At 72.5% G+C, this 17,084-nt stretch carries 13 protein-coding genes; 5 read left to right on the forward strand and 8 right to left on the reverse strand.

Annotated elements, in window-relative coordinates:
• Positions 1–59 precede the first annotated feature (59 nt).
• The 7 genes from ACFWPT_RS04095 to ACFWPT_RS04125 all read right to left on the reverse strand — a co-directional run bounded on the left by ACFWPT_RS04095 (position 60) and on the right by ACFWPT_RS04125 (position 7,769).
• Positions 60–731 (reverse strand): hypothetical protein, encoded by a 672-nt coding sequence (locus ACFWPT_RS04095; protein ID WP_380479399.1) that lies wholly within the window; start codon positions 729–731, stop codon positions 60–62.
• A gap of 154 nt (positions 732–885) precedes the next feature.
• On the reverse strand, positions 886–1,689 hold the full coding sequence (locus ACFWPT_RS04100) for an exodeoxyribonuclease III (RefSeq protein WP_380479402.1): 804 nt from the start codon (positions 1,687–1,689) through the stop codon (positions 886–888).
• A 153-nt stretch (positions 1,690–1,842) separates the two neighbouring features.
• A complete protein-coding gene (gene ggt, locus ACFWPT_RS04105; RefSeq protein WP_380479405.1) occupies positions 1,843–3,636 on the reverse strand; it encodes a gamma-glutamyltransferase in 1,794 nt (597 codons plus the stop codon).
• 119 nt (positions 3,637–3,755) lie between these two features.
• Complete coding sequence (locus tag ACFWPT_RS04110) at positions 3,756–4,862, reverse strand: ROK family glucokinase (RefSeq protein WP_063350026.1); 1,107 nt, start codon at positions 4,860–4,862, stop codon at positions 3,756–3,758.
• Positions 4,863–4,864: 2 nt separating this feature from the next.
• A complete protein-coding gene (locus tag ACFWPT_RS04115; protein WP_380479407.1) occupies positions 4,865–5,725 on the reverse strand; it encodes an ATP-binding cassette domain-containing protein in 861 nt (286 codons plus the stop codon).
• Positions 5,722–6,753 (reverse strand): ABC transporter permease, encoded by a 1,032-nt coding sequence (locus tag ACFWPT_RS04120; RefSeq protein WP_063350025.1) that lies wholly within the window; start codon positions 6,751–6,753, stop codon positions 5,722–5,724. Before ACFWPT_RS04120 ends, ACFWPT_RS04115 begins: the two co-directional genes overlap by 4 nt.
• On the reverse strand, positions 6,750–7,769 hold the full coding sequence (locus tag ACFWPT_RS04125) for a sugar ABC transporter substrate-binding protein (RefSeq protein ID WP_063350024.1): 1,020 nt from the start codon (positions 7,767–7,769) through the stop codon (positions 6,750–6,752). Before ACFWPT_RS04125 ends, ACFWPT_RS04120 begins: the two co-directional genes overlap by 4 nt.
• 312 nt (positions 7,770–8,081) lie before the next feature.
• Here ACFWPT_RS04125 and ACFWPT_RS04130 point away from each other — a divergent pair, with 312 nt between their 5' ends.
• The gene (locus tag ACFWPT_RS04130; RefSeq protein ID WP_380479409.1) at positions 8,082–9,230 is read left to right on the forward strand and encodes an alpha/beta hydrolase; all 1,149 of its coding nucleotides are present in this window, start codon (positions 8,082–8,084) and stop codon (positions 9,228–9,230) included.
• A 139-nt stretch (positions 9,231–9,369) separates the two neighbouring features.
• Here ACFWPT_RS04130 and ACFWPT_RS04135 read toward each other — a convergent pair whose 3' ends face one another.
• Positions 9,370–10,962: a PucR family transcriptional regulator gene (locus tag ACFWPT_RS04135; RefSeq protein ID WP_380340180.1), complete on the reverse strand. Its 1,593-nt coding sequence runs from the start codon at positions 10,960–10,962 to the stop codon at positions 9,370–9,372.
• Between the two features lie 451 nt (positions 10,963–11,413).
• Here ACFWPT_RS04135 and ACFWPT_RS04140 point away from each other — a divergent pair, with 451 nt between their 5' ends.
• From ACFWPT_RS04140 to ACFWPT_RS04155, 4 genes are all read left to right on the forward strand, one after another.
• Complete coding sequence (locus ACFWPT_RS04140) at positions 11,414–12,301, forward strand: FAD binding domain-containing protein (protein ID WP_363367168.1); 888 nt, start codon at positions 11,414–11,416, stop codon at positions 12,299–12,301.
• Positions 12,298–12,786 (forward strand): (2Fe-2S)-binding protein, encoded by a 489-nt coding sequence (locus ACFWPT_RS04145; RefSeq protein WP_063350020.1) that lies wholly within the window; start codon positions 12,298–12,300, stop codon positions 12,784–12,786. The genes ACFWPT_RS04140 and ACFWPT_RS04145 overlap by 4 nt, the downstream gene beginning before the upstream one ends.
• Positions 12,783–15,152 (forward strand): xanthine dehydrogenase subunit D, encoded by a 2,370-nt coding sequence (gene pucD, locus ACFWPT_RS04150; RefSeq protein ID WP_380479413.1) that lies wholly within the window; start codon positions 12,783–12,785, stop codon positions 15,150–15,152. The genes ACFWPT_RS04145 and pucD overlap by 4 nt, the downstream gene beginning before the upstream one ends.
• 334 nt (positions 15,153–15,486) lie before the next feature.
• A complete protein-coding gene (locus ACFWPT_RS04155) occupies positions 15,487–17,004 on the forward strand; it encodes an NCS2 family permease (RefSeq protein ID WP_380479415.1) in 1,518 nt (505 codons plus the stop codon).
• Positions 17,005–17,084: the final 80 nt, after the last annotated feature.

Below are 17,084 nucleotides of genomic sequence, written 5' to 3' on the forward strand. Positions count from 1 at the left end.
GCCGCCGGCCCGGTCAGGGTCCGACGGCGCGCGGGAAAGACAAAAAGGCGCGGTGCCCATCAGGCACCGCGCCGCCGCAGCAGCCAGAAGCCTCCGACGCCGCCCGCCACCAGGGCCAGGCCCCCGGCCAGCTCCGCCGGATCGGCCGCGACCGAACCGCCGAGGCCGGTGTTGACGGCACCGTGCGGGGCGACCTGCTGGCCGCCGGCGCCGGACTGGCCGAGCGAACCCGCCCACTCGCCGGCCGCCTTGCCCCAGTCGCCGAGGCCTTTCTCGGGACCCTTCTCGGGACCCTTCTCGGGACCCTTCTCAGGGCCTTTCTCGGAGCCCTTGTCAGAGCCCTTGTCAGAGCCCTTGTCGGAGCCGGCGACCGGGACGCCGGCGACCGCGACCTTGGTGGAGAACGCCCCGCCGTCCGGGCAGGTGCCGTCGATCTTGTTGTCCCCGGAGTGCTGGCCGGCCAGCCGGGCCGAGCCGCTGTGCTTGCCGTCGGAGCCCAGGGTGAGAGTGGCCGGACCGCCCTCGAACGCGGCGGAGTGGGCGGTGATGGTCTTGGCGTCGGGCTTGTCCGACTTCTCACAGGAGACCGTGAGCTTCACGGTCTGGCCCGGTGCGGCCTGGGACGGGCTGACCGAGGCCGAGCCGTCCCTGGCGGATGCAAGGGGGGCCGTCAGGCCGGTCAGCACCGTCGCGCCGATCAGGGCGGCGGCGGCCGTACGCATGGGGCGCATGCCGGAACCTCCGGGATTCTCGGGCGCAGCCGGGGGGACTCCGATGTCCACGTGGTCGAACAACTGCACCCGGTTATGCCCGACAGTAGGCAGCCCTCCCGAACCCGGCCACCGGTCGGGACCGTTCGGGTTACCGCCCCTCACCCAGGGTGATTCACAGGTCGAGGTCCACCACGACCGGCGCGTGGTCCGAGGTGCCCTTGCCCTTGCGGGCCTCGCGGTCCACATAGCTGTCGGTGACGGCGTCCACGAAGGGCTTGTTGGCGTAGGTGAGGTCGATCCGCATGCCCCGGTTCTTGGGGAAGGCCAGCTGGCGGTAGTCCCAGTAGGTGTAGGGGCGGTCGTACTTGAGCGGGCGCGGCACCACGTCGTGCAGGCCCACCTCGCCGAGGGCCTCCAGCGCCGCCCGCTCGGCGGGGGTGACGTGGGTGAGGCCCTCGAAGGCAGCGACGTCGTAGACGTCCTCGTCGGTGGGAGCGATGTTGAAGTCCCCGAGGACGGCGAACGGACGGGGCCCGGCGGCGTCCTCGGTGGCGGCCGTGCGCAGCGCCTGCAGCCACTCCAGCTTGTAGCGGTAGTGGGCGTGGTCGACCTCGCGGCCGTTGGGCACGTAGACCGACCAGACCCGGACCGGGCCGCAGGTGGCGGCGACGGCGCGCGGCTCGACGTCGGGCAGCAGGGCGCCGTCGGCGAGGTAGCCGGGCTGGCCGGGCAGGTCGCGCACGACGTCGTCCAGGCCGAGCCGGGACACGATCGCGACGCCGTTCCACCGGCCGGTGCCGTGGGCCGCCGTCTCGTACCCGAGGGCACGCACCTCCTCGTACGGGAAGGCGTCGGCCGCGCACTTGAGCTCCTGGAGGCAGAGCACGTCGGGCTTGGCGCTCTCCAGCCACTCCAGGAGCTTGGGCAGCCGCGCGGTGACGGAGTTGATGTTCCAGGTGGCGATGCGGACGGTCACGGCGGGCGGCCTTCCCGGTGGTTCGGTACGGACGGGCGGTTCGGTACGGACGGGCGGTCCGGTCAAGACGAGGGGTGGGCACCCCCGAGGGGACGCCCACCCCGAACATACCGCCCGGCACCGACAGCGCGGCCCGGCCGGCCTGCGGCCCGGTCAGCCCGTGGGCCGAACCACCGCCGCGGAGCCGCCTCCGCGCCGGACCGGTTCGGCCGCGGCCACCCACCGCCCGTCCGGCAGCCGTTCGACGCCGGTCGCGGCGCCGATCTCGGCGACGGACGTGAAGCTGTGCCCGAGCGCCTCCAGGGCGGCCCGTTCGGGCAGCGCCAGGAAGCCGGGCTCGGCCTGGGTGGCGACGGTGTTGCGCTGGCTGGCGCGCGGTGCGGCGATGGCCTGTTCCAGGCTCAGGCCCCGGTCGAGCCGCCCGAGCAGCACCTGGAGGGTGGTGGTGATGATGGTCGCGCCGCCGGGGCTGCCGGTGGCCAGCAGCGGTTCGCCGTCGCGCAGCACGATGGTCGGGGAGATCGAGGAGCGCGGCCGCTTGCCCGGCCCGGGCAGGTTGGGGTCGGGGACGCCCGGGGTGAGCGGGGTGAAGTCGAAGTCGGTGAGCTCGTTGTTGAGCAGGAAGCCGCGGCCGGGGACGGTGATGCCGCTGCCGCCGGTCTGCTCGATGGTGAGGGTGTAGGAGACGACGTTGCCCCAGCGGTCGGCCACGCTGAGGTGGGTGGTGTTGGGGCCCTCGTAGGGCTCGGCGACGGCGGGGCCGGCCTCGGCGCAGTCGGCGGGGTGGCGCGGGTCGCCGGGGGCGAGCGGGCTGGTGAGGGCGCGGTCGGGGCTGATCAGGCAGGCCCGGGAGGCGGCGTAGCGCGCGGAGAGCAGTTCCTTGGTGGGGACGTCGCCGAAGGCCGGGTCGCCGACCCAGCGGTTGCGGTCGGCGAAGGCGATCCGGGAGGCGTCCAGGAAGTGGTGGTAGTACTGCGTGTCGCTGTACGCGCCGAGGTCGCCGTCCTCCAGGATGCCGAGCGCCTCGCCGACGGTGGTGCCGCCGGAGCTGGAGGGGGCGATGGAGTAGACGTCGTAGTCCCGGTACGGGACGTGGGTGGGCGCCTGGCGGCGGACCTGGTAGGCGGCGAGGTCGGCGGTGTCGATCTTGCCGGGGCGGGCCTTGCGGCCGGAGGCCGGGTCGACCGGCGGGTGCTGGACGGTGTCGGCCACGTCCTTGCCGAGGTCGCCCTGGTAGAAGGCCTTGACGCCGTCCTTGGCGAGCAGCCGGTAGGTGGCGGCGAGGTCGGGGTTGCGCAGGACGGTGCCGACCTCGGGGGGCTTGCCGCCGGGCAGGTAGAGCTTGGCGGTGTCCGGGAAGTCCTTGAACCGGTCGTAGTTGTCGGCGGTCTGACCGTGGAAGGTCTGGTCGACGACGAAGCCGTCGTCGGCGATCCGCTCGGCGGGCTTGAGGGCGTCGGCGAGCGTGCGGGTGCCCCACTGGCGCAGGGCGGTGTCCCAGGTGGCGGCGGTGCCGGGGACGCCGACGGACAGGCCGCTGGTGACGGCGTCGGCGAAGGCCAGCGGCTTGCCGTCCTCCAGGAACAGCCCGCTGTCGGCGGTGCCGCCGGCCACCTCGCGGCCGTCGATGGTGTGCACCCGGCCGGTGGCGTGGTCGTAGTAGACGAAGTACCCGCCGCCGCCGATGCCGGAGGAGTAGGGCTCGGTGACGCCGAGGGCGGCCGCGGTCGCGACCGCCGCGTCGACCGCGTTGCCGCCCTTGCGCAGCACCTCGATGCCGGCCGCGGTGGCGTCGGCGTCGACGCTGGCCACAGCTCCGCCCCGGCCCACCGCCTCGGGGGCCTTCGGCGGCGGGGCCGCCCCCGCCGCCCCGGCCGGCCCGGCGCAGGACCAGACCAGGGCGGTGGCGAGCAGCAGCGGTGGTGCGATCCGGGCCAGAGCCCTCATCCGAGTCCTCCTGAGTCGACGTCAACTCCGTTGTCTCACAGGAGGCATGATCCCGACAATCACACCGCACCGCTACCAACCGGTAGTTGACGCGGCCGACGCGATCGGGGAGAGGACGGTCAGACGCCGCTGCGCTCGACCCGGCGCCGCTTGATGGTGCGGAACCGGCGGGCGACCTGCCGGGCGAGGTCGGCGGCGCCGACCAGGCCGGCCTCGTTGCCGAGTGCGGCGTGCACGATGCTGGCCTCGGGCCGGAAGCCGCGCCCGGTGAGGGTGCGGCGGAAGGTGTCCCGGGCCGGGCCGAGCAGCAGGTCGCCGGCCTCGGAGACGCCGCCGCCGATGACGAAGCGGCCCGGGTCGAGCGCGGCGGCCAGGTTGGCGATGCCGACGCCGAGCCAGGTGCCGACCTCGTAGAGCAGTTCGGTGGCGGTCGGGTCGCCGGCCCGGGCGGCCTCGGTGACCAGCGGTCCGGTGATGCCCTCGACGGTGCCGCCGGCCCGGGCGAGCAGCGGCTGAACCACCGGGGACTCCTCGGCGACGAGTTCGCGGGCGTCGCGCACCAGCGCGTTGCCGGAGGAGTACTGCTCCCAGCAGCCGCGGTTGCCGCACGGGCAGCGGTGGCCGCCGGGCAGCACCTGCATGTGGCCGAACTCGCCCGCCAGGCCGTACTTGCCGCGGTCGACGTAGCCGTCGCGGACGACGGCGCCGCCGATGCCGGTGCCCAGGGTGAGCATCACCATGTGGTCCTCGCCGCGCCCGGCGCCGAAGCGCCATTCGGCCCAGGCGGCGGCGTTGGCGTCGTTCTCGACGATCACCGGGAAGCGCAGCCGCTCGCTGAGCGCCTGCTGGAGCGGCTCGCCCCGCCAGTTCAGGTGCGGGGCGAACAGCACCGTGGAGCGGTCGGCGTCGACCCAGCCGGCCGCGCCGATGCCGACGGCGTGGACGTCGTGCCGGTCGGCGAGCTCCAGCACCAGGTCGACGATGACGTTCTCGACGACCTTGGCGCTCTTGCTCTTGTCGGGGGTGTCGGTGCGCAGCTTCTCCAGCACCGTGCCCTCGCCGTCGACCACTCCGGCGACCACCTTGGTGCCGCCGATGTCGACGCCGATGGTGGGCAGTCGCAGTATCCCGGCGGGCAGGGCGCGGCGGCGGCGCTCGGCGCGGGGGCCGAGGCCGAGCAGGGTGGGCAGGACGGCCGGCCGGGTGCTGCCTTGGGGGCTGGTCACGGCTACGGACGCTCCTCACGGGGCTCGGGGTCAGGACGGGGCTCGGGGTCGGTGCGGGGCTGGGGTTCGGTGCGGGGCTCAGGCTCGGTGGGCCGGGCCAGCTCGTGCGAGAGTTCGGCGAGGTCGGAGCCGCCGGCCATCTCGGTGGTGAGCTGTTCGAGGCCGATCTCGGTGCGCGGGTGGCTGCCGGCCATCCGGCCCCGCTTGAGCAGGGTGAAGTGGTCGCCGACCAGGTACGCGTGGTGCGGGTTGTGGGTGATCAGGACGACCCCGAGCCCGGCGTCGCGGGCGGCGGTGACGTACTTGAGCACCACTCCGGACTGCTTGACGCCGAGCGCCGCGGTCGGCTCGTCCAGGATGAGCACCTTGGCGCCGAAGTGCACGGCCCGGGCGATCGCCACGCACTGGCGCTGGCCGCCGGAGAGGGTGCCGATCGGGCGGTCCACGTCGTGCAGGTCGATGCCCATCCGGGCGAGCGCCTCGCGGGTGGTGGCGCGCATCGCCTCGGCGTCCAGGCGCAGGCCGCCCCAGCGGCGGTGGCCCTGCTCGGAGCCGAGGAAGAAGTTGCGCCAGACCGGCATCAGCGGGACGACGGCGAGGTCCTGGTAGACGGTGGCGATGCCGCGGTCCAGGGCCTGGCGCGGGGAGTCGAGCCGGACCTCCTCGCCGCCGACGGTGTAGGTGCCCTCATCGTGCCGGTGCAGCCCGGAGATGATCTTGATCAGGGTGGACTTGCCGGCGCCGTTGTCGCCGAGCACGCAGCTGATCTCGCCGGCGTGCAGGGTGAGCGAGACGTCCTGGAGGGCGCGGACGGTGCCGTAGCTCTTGCCGACGCCCTCCAGGGCGAGCAGTTCGGTCTTCATCGGGGCCCCCGTTCGGCCTGGCGCTTGACGTACGCGTTCAGCAGGGCGGCGAGCAGCAGCATCGCGCCGAGGAAGAACTTGAACCAGTCCGGGTTCCACTGGGCGTAGATGATCCCCTTGCTGGCCATGCCGAAGATCAGCGCGCCGAGCGCGGAGCCGACCACCGAGCCGTAGCCGCCGGTGATCAGGCAGCCGCCGATGACGGCCGCGACGATGTAGATCAGCTCGTTGCCGACGCCCTCGCCGGACTGCACGGTGTCGAAGGAGAACAGCAGGTGCTGGCCGAGCACCCAGGCGCCGAAGCCGACGCCGAGGTAGAGCAGGGTCTTGGTGCGGGCGACCGGCACACCGACCGCACGGGCGGCGTCCGCGTCGCCGCCGACGGCGAAGATCCAGTTGCCGAAGCGGGTGCGCAGCAGCACCCAGCTGCCGACCGCGAGCAGGCCGAGCCACCACCAGACGGTGGCCTTGATCGTCAGTCCGCCGACGGTGACCTCGGAGGCGAACAGCCAGCGGCAGGCGGCGAAGCCCTCCATGTCGGAGATCGGCTTGGTGGAGACGGTGCCGGAGACCAGCTTGGTGACGCCGAGGTTGGCACCGGTCAGCATCAGGAAGGTGCCGAGGGTGACGATGAAGCTGGGCAGCCGGGTGCGGCCGAGCATCCAGCCGTTGAAGGCGCCGACGGCCAGGGTGACGGCGAGCGAGACCAGCACGCCGACCCAGGTCACCGCGGTGAACTGGTAGGAGACCATCGAGGAGGTCAGCGCGGCGGTGGTGACCAGCACGCCCGCCGACAGGTCGAACTCGCCGCCGATCATCAACAGCGAGACCGGGACGGCCATGATCCCGATGGTGGACGCCGCGTAGAGCACGGTGCCCAGCGAGGAGACCCGCAGGAAGGGTTCGGCGGCCACCGCGAAGACGGTGAACACCGCGACGGCGGCGATCAGCGAGCCGAGCTCGGGGCGGGCGAGGAGGCGGCGCAGCGCGGCCGGGCGGTCCTGGGCGAGGACGTCGGTGGTGCTCACCTGGTCCCCCTCGCGACGTACTCGGCGAGCGCGTCGGCGTCGTCCTTGGTCAGGATCTGCGGGCCGGTCGCGACGGGCTTGCCGCCGCCGAGCATGTCCAGGTTGGACTTGTACAGCCAGAGCAGGTCGACGCCCTCGTAGCCCTGGAGGTAGGGCTGCTGGTCGACGGCGAAGCCGACGGAGCCGGACTTGAGGCCGGCCACCACCTGCGGTCCCAGGTCGAAGGTGTCGAGCTCGACGGCGCGGTGGACGTCCTGGACGGCCTGGAGGCCGGTGGCGGCCATCGGGCCGGAGAGGGTGAGCACGGTGTCGATGGCCGGGTCGGCCTGGAGCTTGGCGGAGATCGCGGCGCGGGCGTCGGGCATGTTGACGCCGTCCACGTACAGCACCTGGAAGGCGCCGCCGGCCTTGGACTGGGCGCCGGAGCAGCGCTGCTCCTGGCCGATGTTGCCCTGCTCGTGGATGACGCAGAGCACGTTCTTGCGGCCGCGGCCGGCCAGCTCGGTGCCGGCCGCCTGGCCGGCGGTGGACTCGTCCTGGCCGATGTGGGTGAGCGCGCCGAACTTGGCGGAGTACTCCTGGCCGGAGTTGACGGTGATCACGGGGATGCCGGCGGCCTTGGCCTTGCCGAGGACGTCGGCCATGGCGTCGCCCTTGGCGAGGGTGACCAGCAGGCCGTCGACCTTCTGGTCGATGGCGGCCTGGACGAGCTGGACCTGGTTCTGGGTCTGCGCGTCGTTGGAGTACAGGAAGGTGATGTTGTCCTTGGCGGCGGCCTGCTCGGCACCCTTGCGCACGCTGTCCCAGAAGGCGTCGCCGGCCCCGGCGTGGGTCACCATGGCGACCTTCCAGCGCGGGGTGGTGACGGCACTGCCGCCGGCGGCCGACGCCTTGGCGCGGGCCTCCTCGGCACGGCGGCCTCCGGTACTGCTGCAACCGGCCGCTGTGACCGCGAGTGCCAGGAGGGCGCAGACGGGCCAGAAGCGGCGGGACGGGCGAAAGCGGGTTGTGCTCATCCCCCTAGTCTCTCTGGCCGGGCGGCACGTGGATGACACCGCCTCGCCCGGCGGCGCCCGCGACGCGGGAGGTAAGGTGCCCCGGGGGACCTTCCTGGAAGTTCGCTGGACATCTCGTCCGGACGACGGCCGTCCGGGTGGCAGACTTAGCGCCGACCCGAAACAGGAACATCACAGGAAACGTGATGTTCCTCTCAGGTTCCGCACAGATTCGGATGGCAACCGATCATCGGTTCAGCGCCGTCCAATGCCATTGGAGTGCGTTCGGGCGAGTGGGGCTCGGGCGGCCAGCAACCCGGATACGAGAACTTGATGCAACTGACAGGTACGCCATTCTTCATCCTCACCGTCATCCTGGTGCCGGTGTCCATCGCGGTGGCGCTCCTGTACTGGGGCAAGGTCCGCGGGCCGAACCCGGTGCGGATCCTGTCCAGGCTCGTCATGATCATGTTCTGCCAGATCACGGCCGTGCTGATGGTCTTCGTGATGGTCAACAACGCCAACCTGATCTACGGCAACTGGGACGACCTGCTCGGCACCGGCGACCACGTCCGGGCCGTGCCGCAGGTGGCGCCGGCCGACCAGGGCGGCGCCGCGGGCAAGGACGGCGCCGGCCAGGGCGGCGGCGACGCGGCCAAGCAGCCGCCGAAGGCGCTCCAGAAGTTCGCCGGCGTGGGCGACCCGGCGGTGCCCGGCGACGTCCAGAAGACCGAGCTCAAGGGCCAGGTGTCCGGGGTCGACGGCGAGGTCCTGGTCTGGCTGCCGCCGCAGTACAACGACCCGGCGTTCAAGGACAAGAAGTTCCCGGTGGTCGAGCTGATCCCGGGCTACCCGGGCTCCTCCTCCACCTGGTACGGCACCCTCAAGGTCTCCGAGCAGCTCAAGCCGCTGATGCAGCAGGGCAAGGTCTCCCCGTTCATCCTGGTCTCGCCGCGCACCCTGCTCCTCGGCAACCACCAGGACGCCGGCTGCACCGACATCCCCGGCAAGATCAACGCCGACGCCTGGCTCACCCGGGACGTCCCGCAGATGATCATGGACAACTTCCGCGCCGACCCGTCCCCGGACCGCTGGGGCATCGCCGGCTACTCGGCCGGCGCCCACTGCGCGGCCAAGCTGTCCCTGGCGCACCCCAACCGGTACCGGGCCGCGATCTCGATGTCCGGCTACAACGACCCGGCGTCCGAGAACGACTCCCTGGTCGGCAAGGACCCGAAGCTGCGCGAGGCCAACAACCCGGTCAACATCCTCAAGAGCGCCCAGCAGCCGCCGAAGGTCAGCCTCTACATCAGCGGCAAGAAGGGCGACGGTCTGGAGGACGGCCAGGCGATCGCGGCGGCGGCCAAGGAGCCGACCAAGGTGCAGGTCCAGGAGAGCAACGGCCCGCACACCACCGAGCTGTGGAAGACCATGGTGCCGAGCATCTTCGAGTGGATGACCTCGGTCATCCCGCCGCAGTAGTCCCACGCAGTAGTCCCACGCAGTAACGATCATGCAGGAGGGCCCGCCGCAAGCACTCGCGGCGGGCCCCTCCTGCATGCGGCACGGCTCTCAGGCCCGGCCGTCAGGCCCAGCCCTCGGACCCGGCCGTCCCGACCCGTCAGGCCAGTTCGAGCGCCAGGTAGAAGTCCACCCGGTCCTCCAGCCGGGAGAGGTCACGGCCGGTCAGCTCCTCGATCCGGCCGATCCGGTAGCGCAGGGTGTTGACGTGGACGTGCAGCTGCGCGGCGCAGCGCGTCCAGGAGCCGTCCGAGCGCAGGAACGCCTCCAGGGTGCGGACCAGGTCCGCCTGGTGCTCGATGTCGTACGCGATCACCTTGTCCAGCAGCCGGCTGCGGAAGGCGCGGCGGACCTCGTCCGGGACGGCCGCCAGCAGCAGCACGTGCGAGGCCAGCTCCTCGGGGCCCGCCACGCAGACCCGGCCGACCCGGGCGGCGGCGATCCGGCGGGCGTGCCGGGCCTCCTCCAGGGCGCCGCGCAGGCCGCCGGCCTCGGAGGCGGGGGCGGAGACGCCGAGGGTGATCCGGCCCTCCGAGCCGAGGCCCGCCTCCAGCGGGGCGAGCAGGTCGCGCAGGGTCTCGGCGGGCACCGGGCCGTCCAGGGCGGGCAGCACCACGACGGCGCCGGAGCCGGCCCCGGCGACCAGCGCGCGGTCGGTGGTGCCGCCCAGCGCCTCCTCCAGGACGGCGCGCACCACGCCCTCGGGCAGGCCGGTGCCCTCGGCGCTGAGCACCAGCCAGGACCCGTCCTGGGCCTGGGGTTTGGGCTCGACGCTCTCGTAGCGGGCGGCCATCGCCGTGGAGGCGTACAGGGTGCGGCTGATCTCGGCCGGGTCGGCGTCGCGCTGGAGCAGGGCCAGCACCTCGTCGGCGAGGCGGCGGCGCAGCCGGCGGCCCTCGTCGCGGCGGTGGCGCTCGGCGGCGACCAGCCGGGCCAGGTTCTCGGCGAGCTGCTGGCGCTTGGCGGTCCACTCGGTGACGTCGCCGGCCACCGCGAGCACCCAGTCGGCCAGCGGCGCCTGGTGGTCGGCCGAGGCCGGGGCGGGCAGCAGCGAGTAGGAGCCGCCGGCCAGGCGGGCCCGGTGCGGGGGGCGGCGGCGCTGGCGCTGGGCGCCGAGGTGGGCGCGGACCAGCTGGTCGCGGTCCTCGGCCGGGAGGCGGTCGGCGGGGCCGGCGATCACCGCGCCGGTGGGGGTGAGCACCCAGCAGTCGAGGTCGAGGTCGCCGCCGAGCAGGTCCAGCACCGCGTCCAGCCCGCCGCCGCCGGCCGCCGAGACCAGCAGGCGGTGCCGGTCGACGAGGGCGGCGAGGTCGGCGGCGCGGTCGGCGGAGACCTGGCGGCCGATGAACTCGGTGACGGTGCCGAAGGCGATGTCGTCGGGGACGGCCAGCAGCGGCATCCGGTGCCGCCGGCAGGCCTCCACCAGGTCCTCGGGCACCGGGCCGACCTCGGCCTCGCCGGCCGCCAGGGCGACCGCGCCGCCGGCCACGATGGTCCGCACGAACCGCTCGGAGTCGGCCGGGGCGGTGCGCCACAGCATGCCGGTGAGCACCAGCTCGCCGCCGTGCAGGTAGCGGCCGGGGTCGTGCAGGTCCGTGGTCATGACGCCGCTGACCTGCCGGTCCAGCTCGTCCTCGGCCGCGAGCAGGCGCAGTCGCGGGGCGCCGGGGGCGAGCAGGTCACGGACACGCATCCGCGGACTCCTAACGGGGCTGAGGGTGGGATGGGGCTGAGGGGGTGGGCCGAACGGGGGAGGCCCGAGCGTTCGGTCGGGGGTCACAGTGTGCCCGAACATCCGTACTTGTCGTCACGTCCGGGCGGGCGACCGGATCACGGGCCCGTCGCTTGCGAATCACGGCCGGATTACGGTCGTAGGTAGCACCTGGTGAACACCTGGGCTGCGCATTCCTCTCCTTAGAGGAACGTACAGGATGCCGGGCGGGAGCACAGCCGGGGCTTCATGCCATCGGTGACTGCCTGTGGGCCCCGTCGCGGCGGTTCACTGGGCGACACGCCGCCGGACGCAGCCCGGTGACCGGGGCCCGACGCGGAGGCGACGAAGCGGTTGGTCGAGAGGTCCGAACACCGAGTTCCGGGCACTGTGCCCACCCGTCCGGCAGGCGACGACTTGAGGAGACACCCGCATGGAGTTCCTTCGGCCCGCTACCTGGGACGAGGCACTCGCGGCGAAGGCCGAGTACCCGACCGCACTGCCCATCGCGGGCGGTACGGACGTCATGGTCGAGCTGAACTTCGACGTGCACCGGCCATCCGCGATTCTCGATCTGAACCGCATCACCGAGCTCACCCAGTGGTCGAACGACGGCGGCGTCGTCCGGCTCGGCGCCTCCGTCCCCTACTCCCGGATCATCGACGAGCTGTCCGGGCCGCTCCCCGGGCTTGCGCTGGCGGCCCACACCGTCGGCTCGCCGCAGATCCGCAACCGCGGCGGCGTCGGCGGCAACCTCGGCGCAGCCTCCCCGGCCGGCGACTCCCACCCGGCGCTGCTGGCGGCCGGCCGGGACGTCCTGGTCGAGGCCGCCTCCGTGCGCGGCACCCGGCTGATCCCGATCGACGACTTCTACGTCGGCGTGAAGCGCAACAGCCTGGAGGCCGACGAGCTGATCCGGGCCGTGCACATCCCGGTGGCGGACGGCCCGCAGCAGTTCTCGAAGATCGGCACCCGCAACGCCATGGTGATCGCGGTCTGCGCCTTCGGTTTCGCCCTCCACCCGAAGAACGGCACCGTCGGCACCGGCATCGGCTCGGCCGCCCCCACGCCGCGCCGCGCCGTCGAGGCCGAGGAGTACCTGGGGGGCGTGCTCGCCGAGCGCGGCCTCTGGGAGTCCGGCGACCTGCTGGGCGCCGAGGTGGTCCAGCGCTTCGGCGAGCTGGTCAAGGCCGCCGCCTCGCCGATCGACGACGTCCGGGGCACCGCCGACTACCGCCGGCACGCGCTGGCCGTGATGGCCCGCCGCACCCTCACCTGGACCTGGAACGACTACAGCAAGCAGATCAGGAGCGCGGCATGAGGGTGACTTTCACCGCCAACGGCAAGCCGGTCGAGGCGGACGACGTCTGGGAGGGCGAGAGCCTCCTGTACGTGCTGCGCGAGCGGGTCGGCCTGCCGGGCTCCAAGAACGCCTGCGAGCAGGGCGAGTGCGGCTCCTGCACGGTCTACCTGGACGGCGTGCCGGTCTGCAGCTGCCTGGTCGCGGCCGGCCAGGTGCAGGACCGCGAGGTGCGCACGGTCGAGGGCCTGACCGACGAGAACGGCGAACTGGGCCTCGTCCAGCAGGCGTTCATCGACGCCGGCGCCGTCCAGTGCGGCTTCTGCACCCCCGGCCTGCTGGTGCAGACCGACGCGCTGCTGGAGCGGGACGCCCAGCCGAGCGACAACGACATCCGCGAGGCGCTGTCGGGCAACCTCTGCCGCTGCACCGGCTACGAGAAGATCATGGACGCGGTGCGGCTGGCGTCCGCCCGCACGTGCGCCGGAAAGGCCGTTTCGCAATGACCACCCGCACCATCCAGGGGCAGAAGAACCTCCAGGACATCCGGCAGGCCAGCAAGGACGGCATCGGCGGCTCACCGCTGCGCCCGGACGGCCACCTCAAGGTCAAGGGCGAGTTCGCGTACTCCTCCGACATGTGGCACGAGGACATGCTCTGGGGCACGGCGCTGCGCTCGCCGCACCCGCGCGCCACCATCCTGTCGGTGGACATCTCCGAGGCGCTCAAGGTGCCCGGCGTCTACGCCGTCCTCACCCACCAGGACATCCCCGGCGCGAAGTACTACGGCCTGGAGATCCAGGACCAGCCGGCCCTGGCCATCGACAAGGTCCGCTACCACGGCGAGGCGATCGCCCTGGTCGCGGCCGACCACCCGGAGACCGCCCGCCGCGCGGTGAAGAAGATCAAGGTCGAGTACGAGGTGCTCACCCCGATCGTCACCGAGGAGCAGTGCCTCGACCCCGCCACCCACGGCTACGTGCACGAGCCGCACGAGTACAAGTCGCACGGGTACGGCAACATCTGCCACGAGCAGCGGCTGGTCTCCGGCCTCGGCGTCACCGACGAGGTCCGCGCGCTCGCGGACGTCGTCGTCAGCGGCGACTACGAGGTCGGCATGCAGGACCAGGCCTTCCTCGGCCCCGAGTCCGGCCTCGCGGTGCCCGCCGAGGACGGCGGCATCGACCTCTACATCGCCACCCAGTGGCTGCACGTCGACCGCCAGCAGATGGCCCCGGTGCTCGACCTGCCCGAGGAGAAGGTCCGGCTCACCCTGGCCGGCGTCGGCGGCGCCTTCGGCGGCCGCGAGGACCTGTCGATGCAGATCCACGCCTGCCTGCTGGCCCAGCACACCGGCAAGCCCGTCAAGATCGTCTACGCCCGCGACGAGTCCTTCTTCGGCCACGTGCACCGCCACCCCGCCAGGATGCACTACGAGCACGGCGCCACCCGCGACGGCAAGCTGGTCTTCGCCGACTGCCGGATCGTGCTGGACGGCGGCGCGTACGCCTCCGCCTCGCCCGCCGTGGTCGGCAACGCGGCCTCGCTCGGGCACGGCCCGTACGTGATCCCGAACGTACGGATGCACGCCATCGCGCTCTACAGCAACAACCCGTCCTGCGGCGCCATGCGCGGCTTCGGCGCCGTCCAGGCCGCGTTCGGCTACGAGTCGCAGATGGACAAGCTGGCCGCCGAACTCGGCATGGACCCCGTCGAGTTGAGGCAGCTCAACGCCATGTCGGAGGGCGACCGCATGCCCACCGGCCAGCAGATCGACTCGCCCGCCCCGGTCGCCGAACTGCTGCGGCGCGCCAAGGAGATGCCGCTGCCGCCGCCGCTGGACACCGAGCACCCGGACGTGCGCCAGCTCCCCGGGGCGCTGTCCAACACCTCGCACGGCGAGGGCATCGTGCGCGGCGTCGGCTACTCGGTCGGCATCAAGAACGTCGGCTTCTCCGAAGGCTTCGACGACTACTCCACCGCCCGGGTGCGCCTGGAGGTGATCGGCGGCGAGCCCGTCGCCATGGTGCACACCGCGATGGCGGAGGTCGGCCAGGGCGGCGTCACCGTGCACGCCCAGATCGCCCGCACCGAACTGGGCGTCGAACTGGTCACCATCCACCCGGCCAACACCGAGGTCGGATCGGCCGGATCGACCTCCGCCTCGCGCCAGACGTACATGACCGGCGGCGCCGTGAAGCTCGCCGCCGAGGCGGTCAGGCGGGCGCTGATCGAGAAGGGCCGCCGCCGCTACGGCTGGACCCACGGCGACATCACGCTGATCGCCGGGAAGGTCGTCTCGGAGAGCGCCGGCGTGCTGGTCCCCATGGTCGACCTGCTCGGCGAGGAGGCCGTCGACCTCACCCGCGAACACCACCACCGCCCGACCGTCCCCTTCGACAAGGAGACCGGGCAGGGCTTCGGCCACGTCCAGTACACCTTCTGCGCCAACCGCGCGGTGGTCGACGTGGACGTCGAACTGGGCCTGGTCAAGGTCGTCGAGCTCACCGCCGTCCAGGACGTCGGCAAGGCGCTCAACCCGCTCTCCGTCGTCGGCCAGATCCAGGGCGGCTGCACCCAGGCGCTCGGCCTCGCCGTGATGGAGGAGATCATCGTGCGGGACGGGAAGGTGCGCAACGCCTCCTTCACCGACTACCTGATCCCCACCATCCTCGACACCCCGCCGATCCCGGTGGAGATCCTCGAACTCCCCGACCCGCACGCCCCGTACGGGCTGCGCGGCGTCGGCGAGGCCCCGACCGTGTCGGCGACGCCGTCGATCGTGGCAGCCATCCGCAACGCCACCGGCCTGGCCCTCAACCGGATCCCGGTCCGGCCCGAGCACCTGACCACGGAGGCCCCCGGGGCCTGACGCCCCCGGAGCGCGCAAGCTCCCCCGGGCTCCGGGCCCGGGGAGCACGGCCGGGGTGCAGGAGAACCTCCCCGGGGCGGCGACCGTCTTCCCCGCCGCCCCGGGGCCGCTCCACCGCGCCACCCCCACTCGCGTGCACCACCCACCGGCACGCGACCGCACCATCCCGCTGCCTCTCCCACGCCGGGGTTCTGCAGCGGTGCGCACCACCCACGCACCGCAGGCACCGCCACAGTGCGCCCAGTGAGTCGAGCAGTCCCCCTGCGCCAACCTCGTTGACTGGCAGTCAGGTCGGCTCGCCCACCCCAACCCCCTTTGACACTTGGGAGTGGACATGACCCAGATCCCCACGGAACACAGCCCCACAGAACACAGCCCCACGGAACCCGGCCCCACGGAAGAGAGACCCGCCGAGGACGACACCGCCACGCCGGCCCCCGCCCCCGCCCGCGCGCCGAAGAACGCACTGGACGCGTACTTCAAGATCACGGCCCGGGGATCGACCTTCGGCAACGAGATCCGCGGCGGCCTCACCACCTTCATGGCGATGGCCTACATCGTGCTGCTCAACCCGATCATCCTGAGCGGCGCCGACGTCAACGGCCTCGAGCTGGACCACGCGCAGCTCACCACCGCGACCGCGCTCGCCGCCGCCGTCACCACGATCCTGATGGGCGTGGTCGGCAACGTCCCCCTGGCGGTCGCCGCCGGGCTCTCGGTCTCCGGCGTGATATCCGCGCTGGTGGTGCCGCACACCACCTGGCCCCAGGCCATGGGCCTGTGCGTGATCTACGGCCTGCTGATCGTCCTGCTGGTCGTGTCCGGGCTCCGCGAGAAGATCATGAACGGCATCCCGCTGCCGCTCAAGCACGCCATCACCATCGGCATCGGCCTCTTCGTCTCACTGATCGGCCTGGTCAAGGCCGGCTTCGTGCACACCGGCGGCCCCACGCCGCTCGCGCTCGGCTCCTTCGGCGAGCTGGCCGGCTGGCCCGTCCTGGTCTTCTGCCTCACCGTGCTGACGATCTTCGTCCTGCTGGCCCGCAACGTCCGCGGCGCGATCCTGATCGGCATCGCCGGCGGCACCGTGGCGGCCTTCGTCATCAACGCGGTCGCCGACCTCCCCGCGAAGACCTGGGTCAGCTCCGCCCCGGTGTGGCCGGGCAGTCCGGTCTCCGCGCCCGACTTCGGCCTCTTCGGCCACGTCGACCTCTTCGGTGCCTTCGGCAGCCACGGCCTGGGCGCCATCAGCGCCTCGGTCGCCGTCTTCACCCTGGTACTGGCCGGCTTCTTCGACGCGATGGCCACCATCATCGGCGTCGGCACCGAGGCCGGACTGGCCGACAAGCAGGGCCGGATGCCCGGCCTCTCCAAGGCCCTGTTCATCGACGGGGCCGGCGGCGCCATCGGCGGCCTGTCCGGCGCCTCCGGCCAGACCGTGTTCGTCGAGTCCGCCACCGGTGTCGGCGACGGCGCCCGCACCGGCCTCGCCTCGACCGTCACCGGCGGCGTGTTCGCGCTGATGCTGTTCTTCTCGCCGCTCGCCGCGATCGTCCCGACCGAGGTGGCCTCCGCCGCCCTCGTCGTGATCGGCTCGATGATGATGAGCCAGGCCCGGCACATCGACTGGTCCGACCGCGAGGTCGCCATCCCGGCCTTCCTCACCTGCACCCTGATGCCGTTCACCTACAGCATCACCGCCGGTGTCGCCGCGGGCGTCATCTCGTACACGGTCATCAAGGCGGGCACCGGCAAGTGGCGCGAGCCCGGCCCGCTGATGTGGATCCTCACCGGGGTCTTCGTGGTCTACTTCGCGCTCACCCCGATCAAGTCCTGGCTGGGCGTGCACTAGGGGCTCTCTTTCGGATCACGTCGGATCAGCGCGCGGCGTCGGAGTGCGTGCATCGCAAGGCGGAGGAGGGAGTCCATGCG

It is taken from the genome of Kitasatospora sp. NPDC058478 (assembly GCF_042720345.1).
Lineage (GTDB): Bacteria > Actinomycetota > Actinomycetes > Streptomycetales > Streptomycetaceae > Kitasatospora.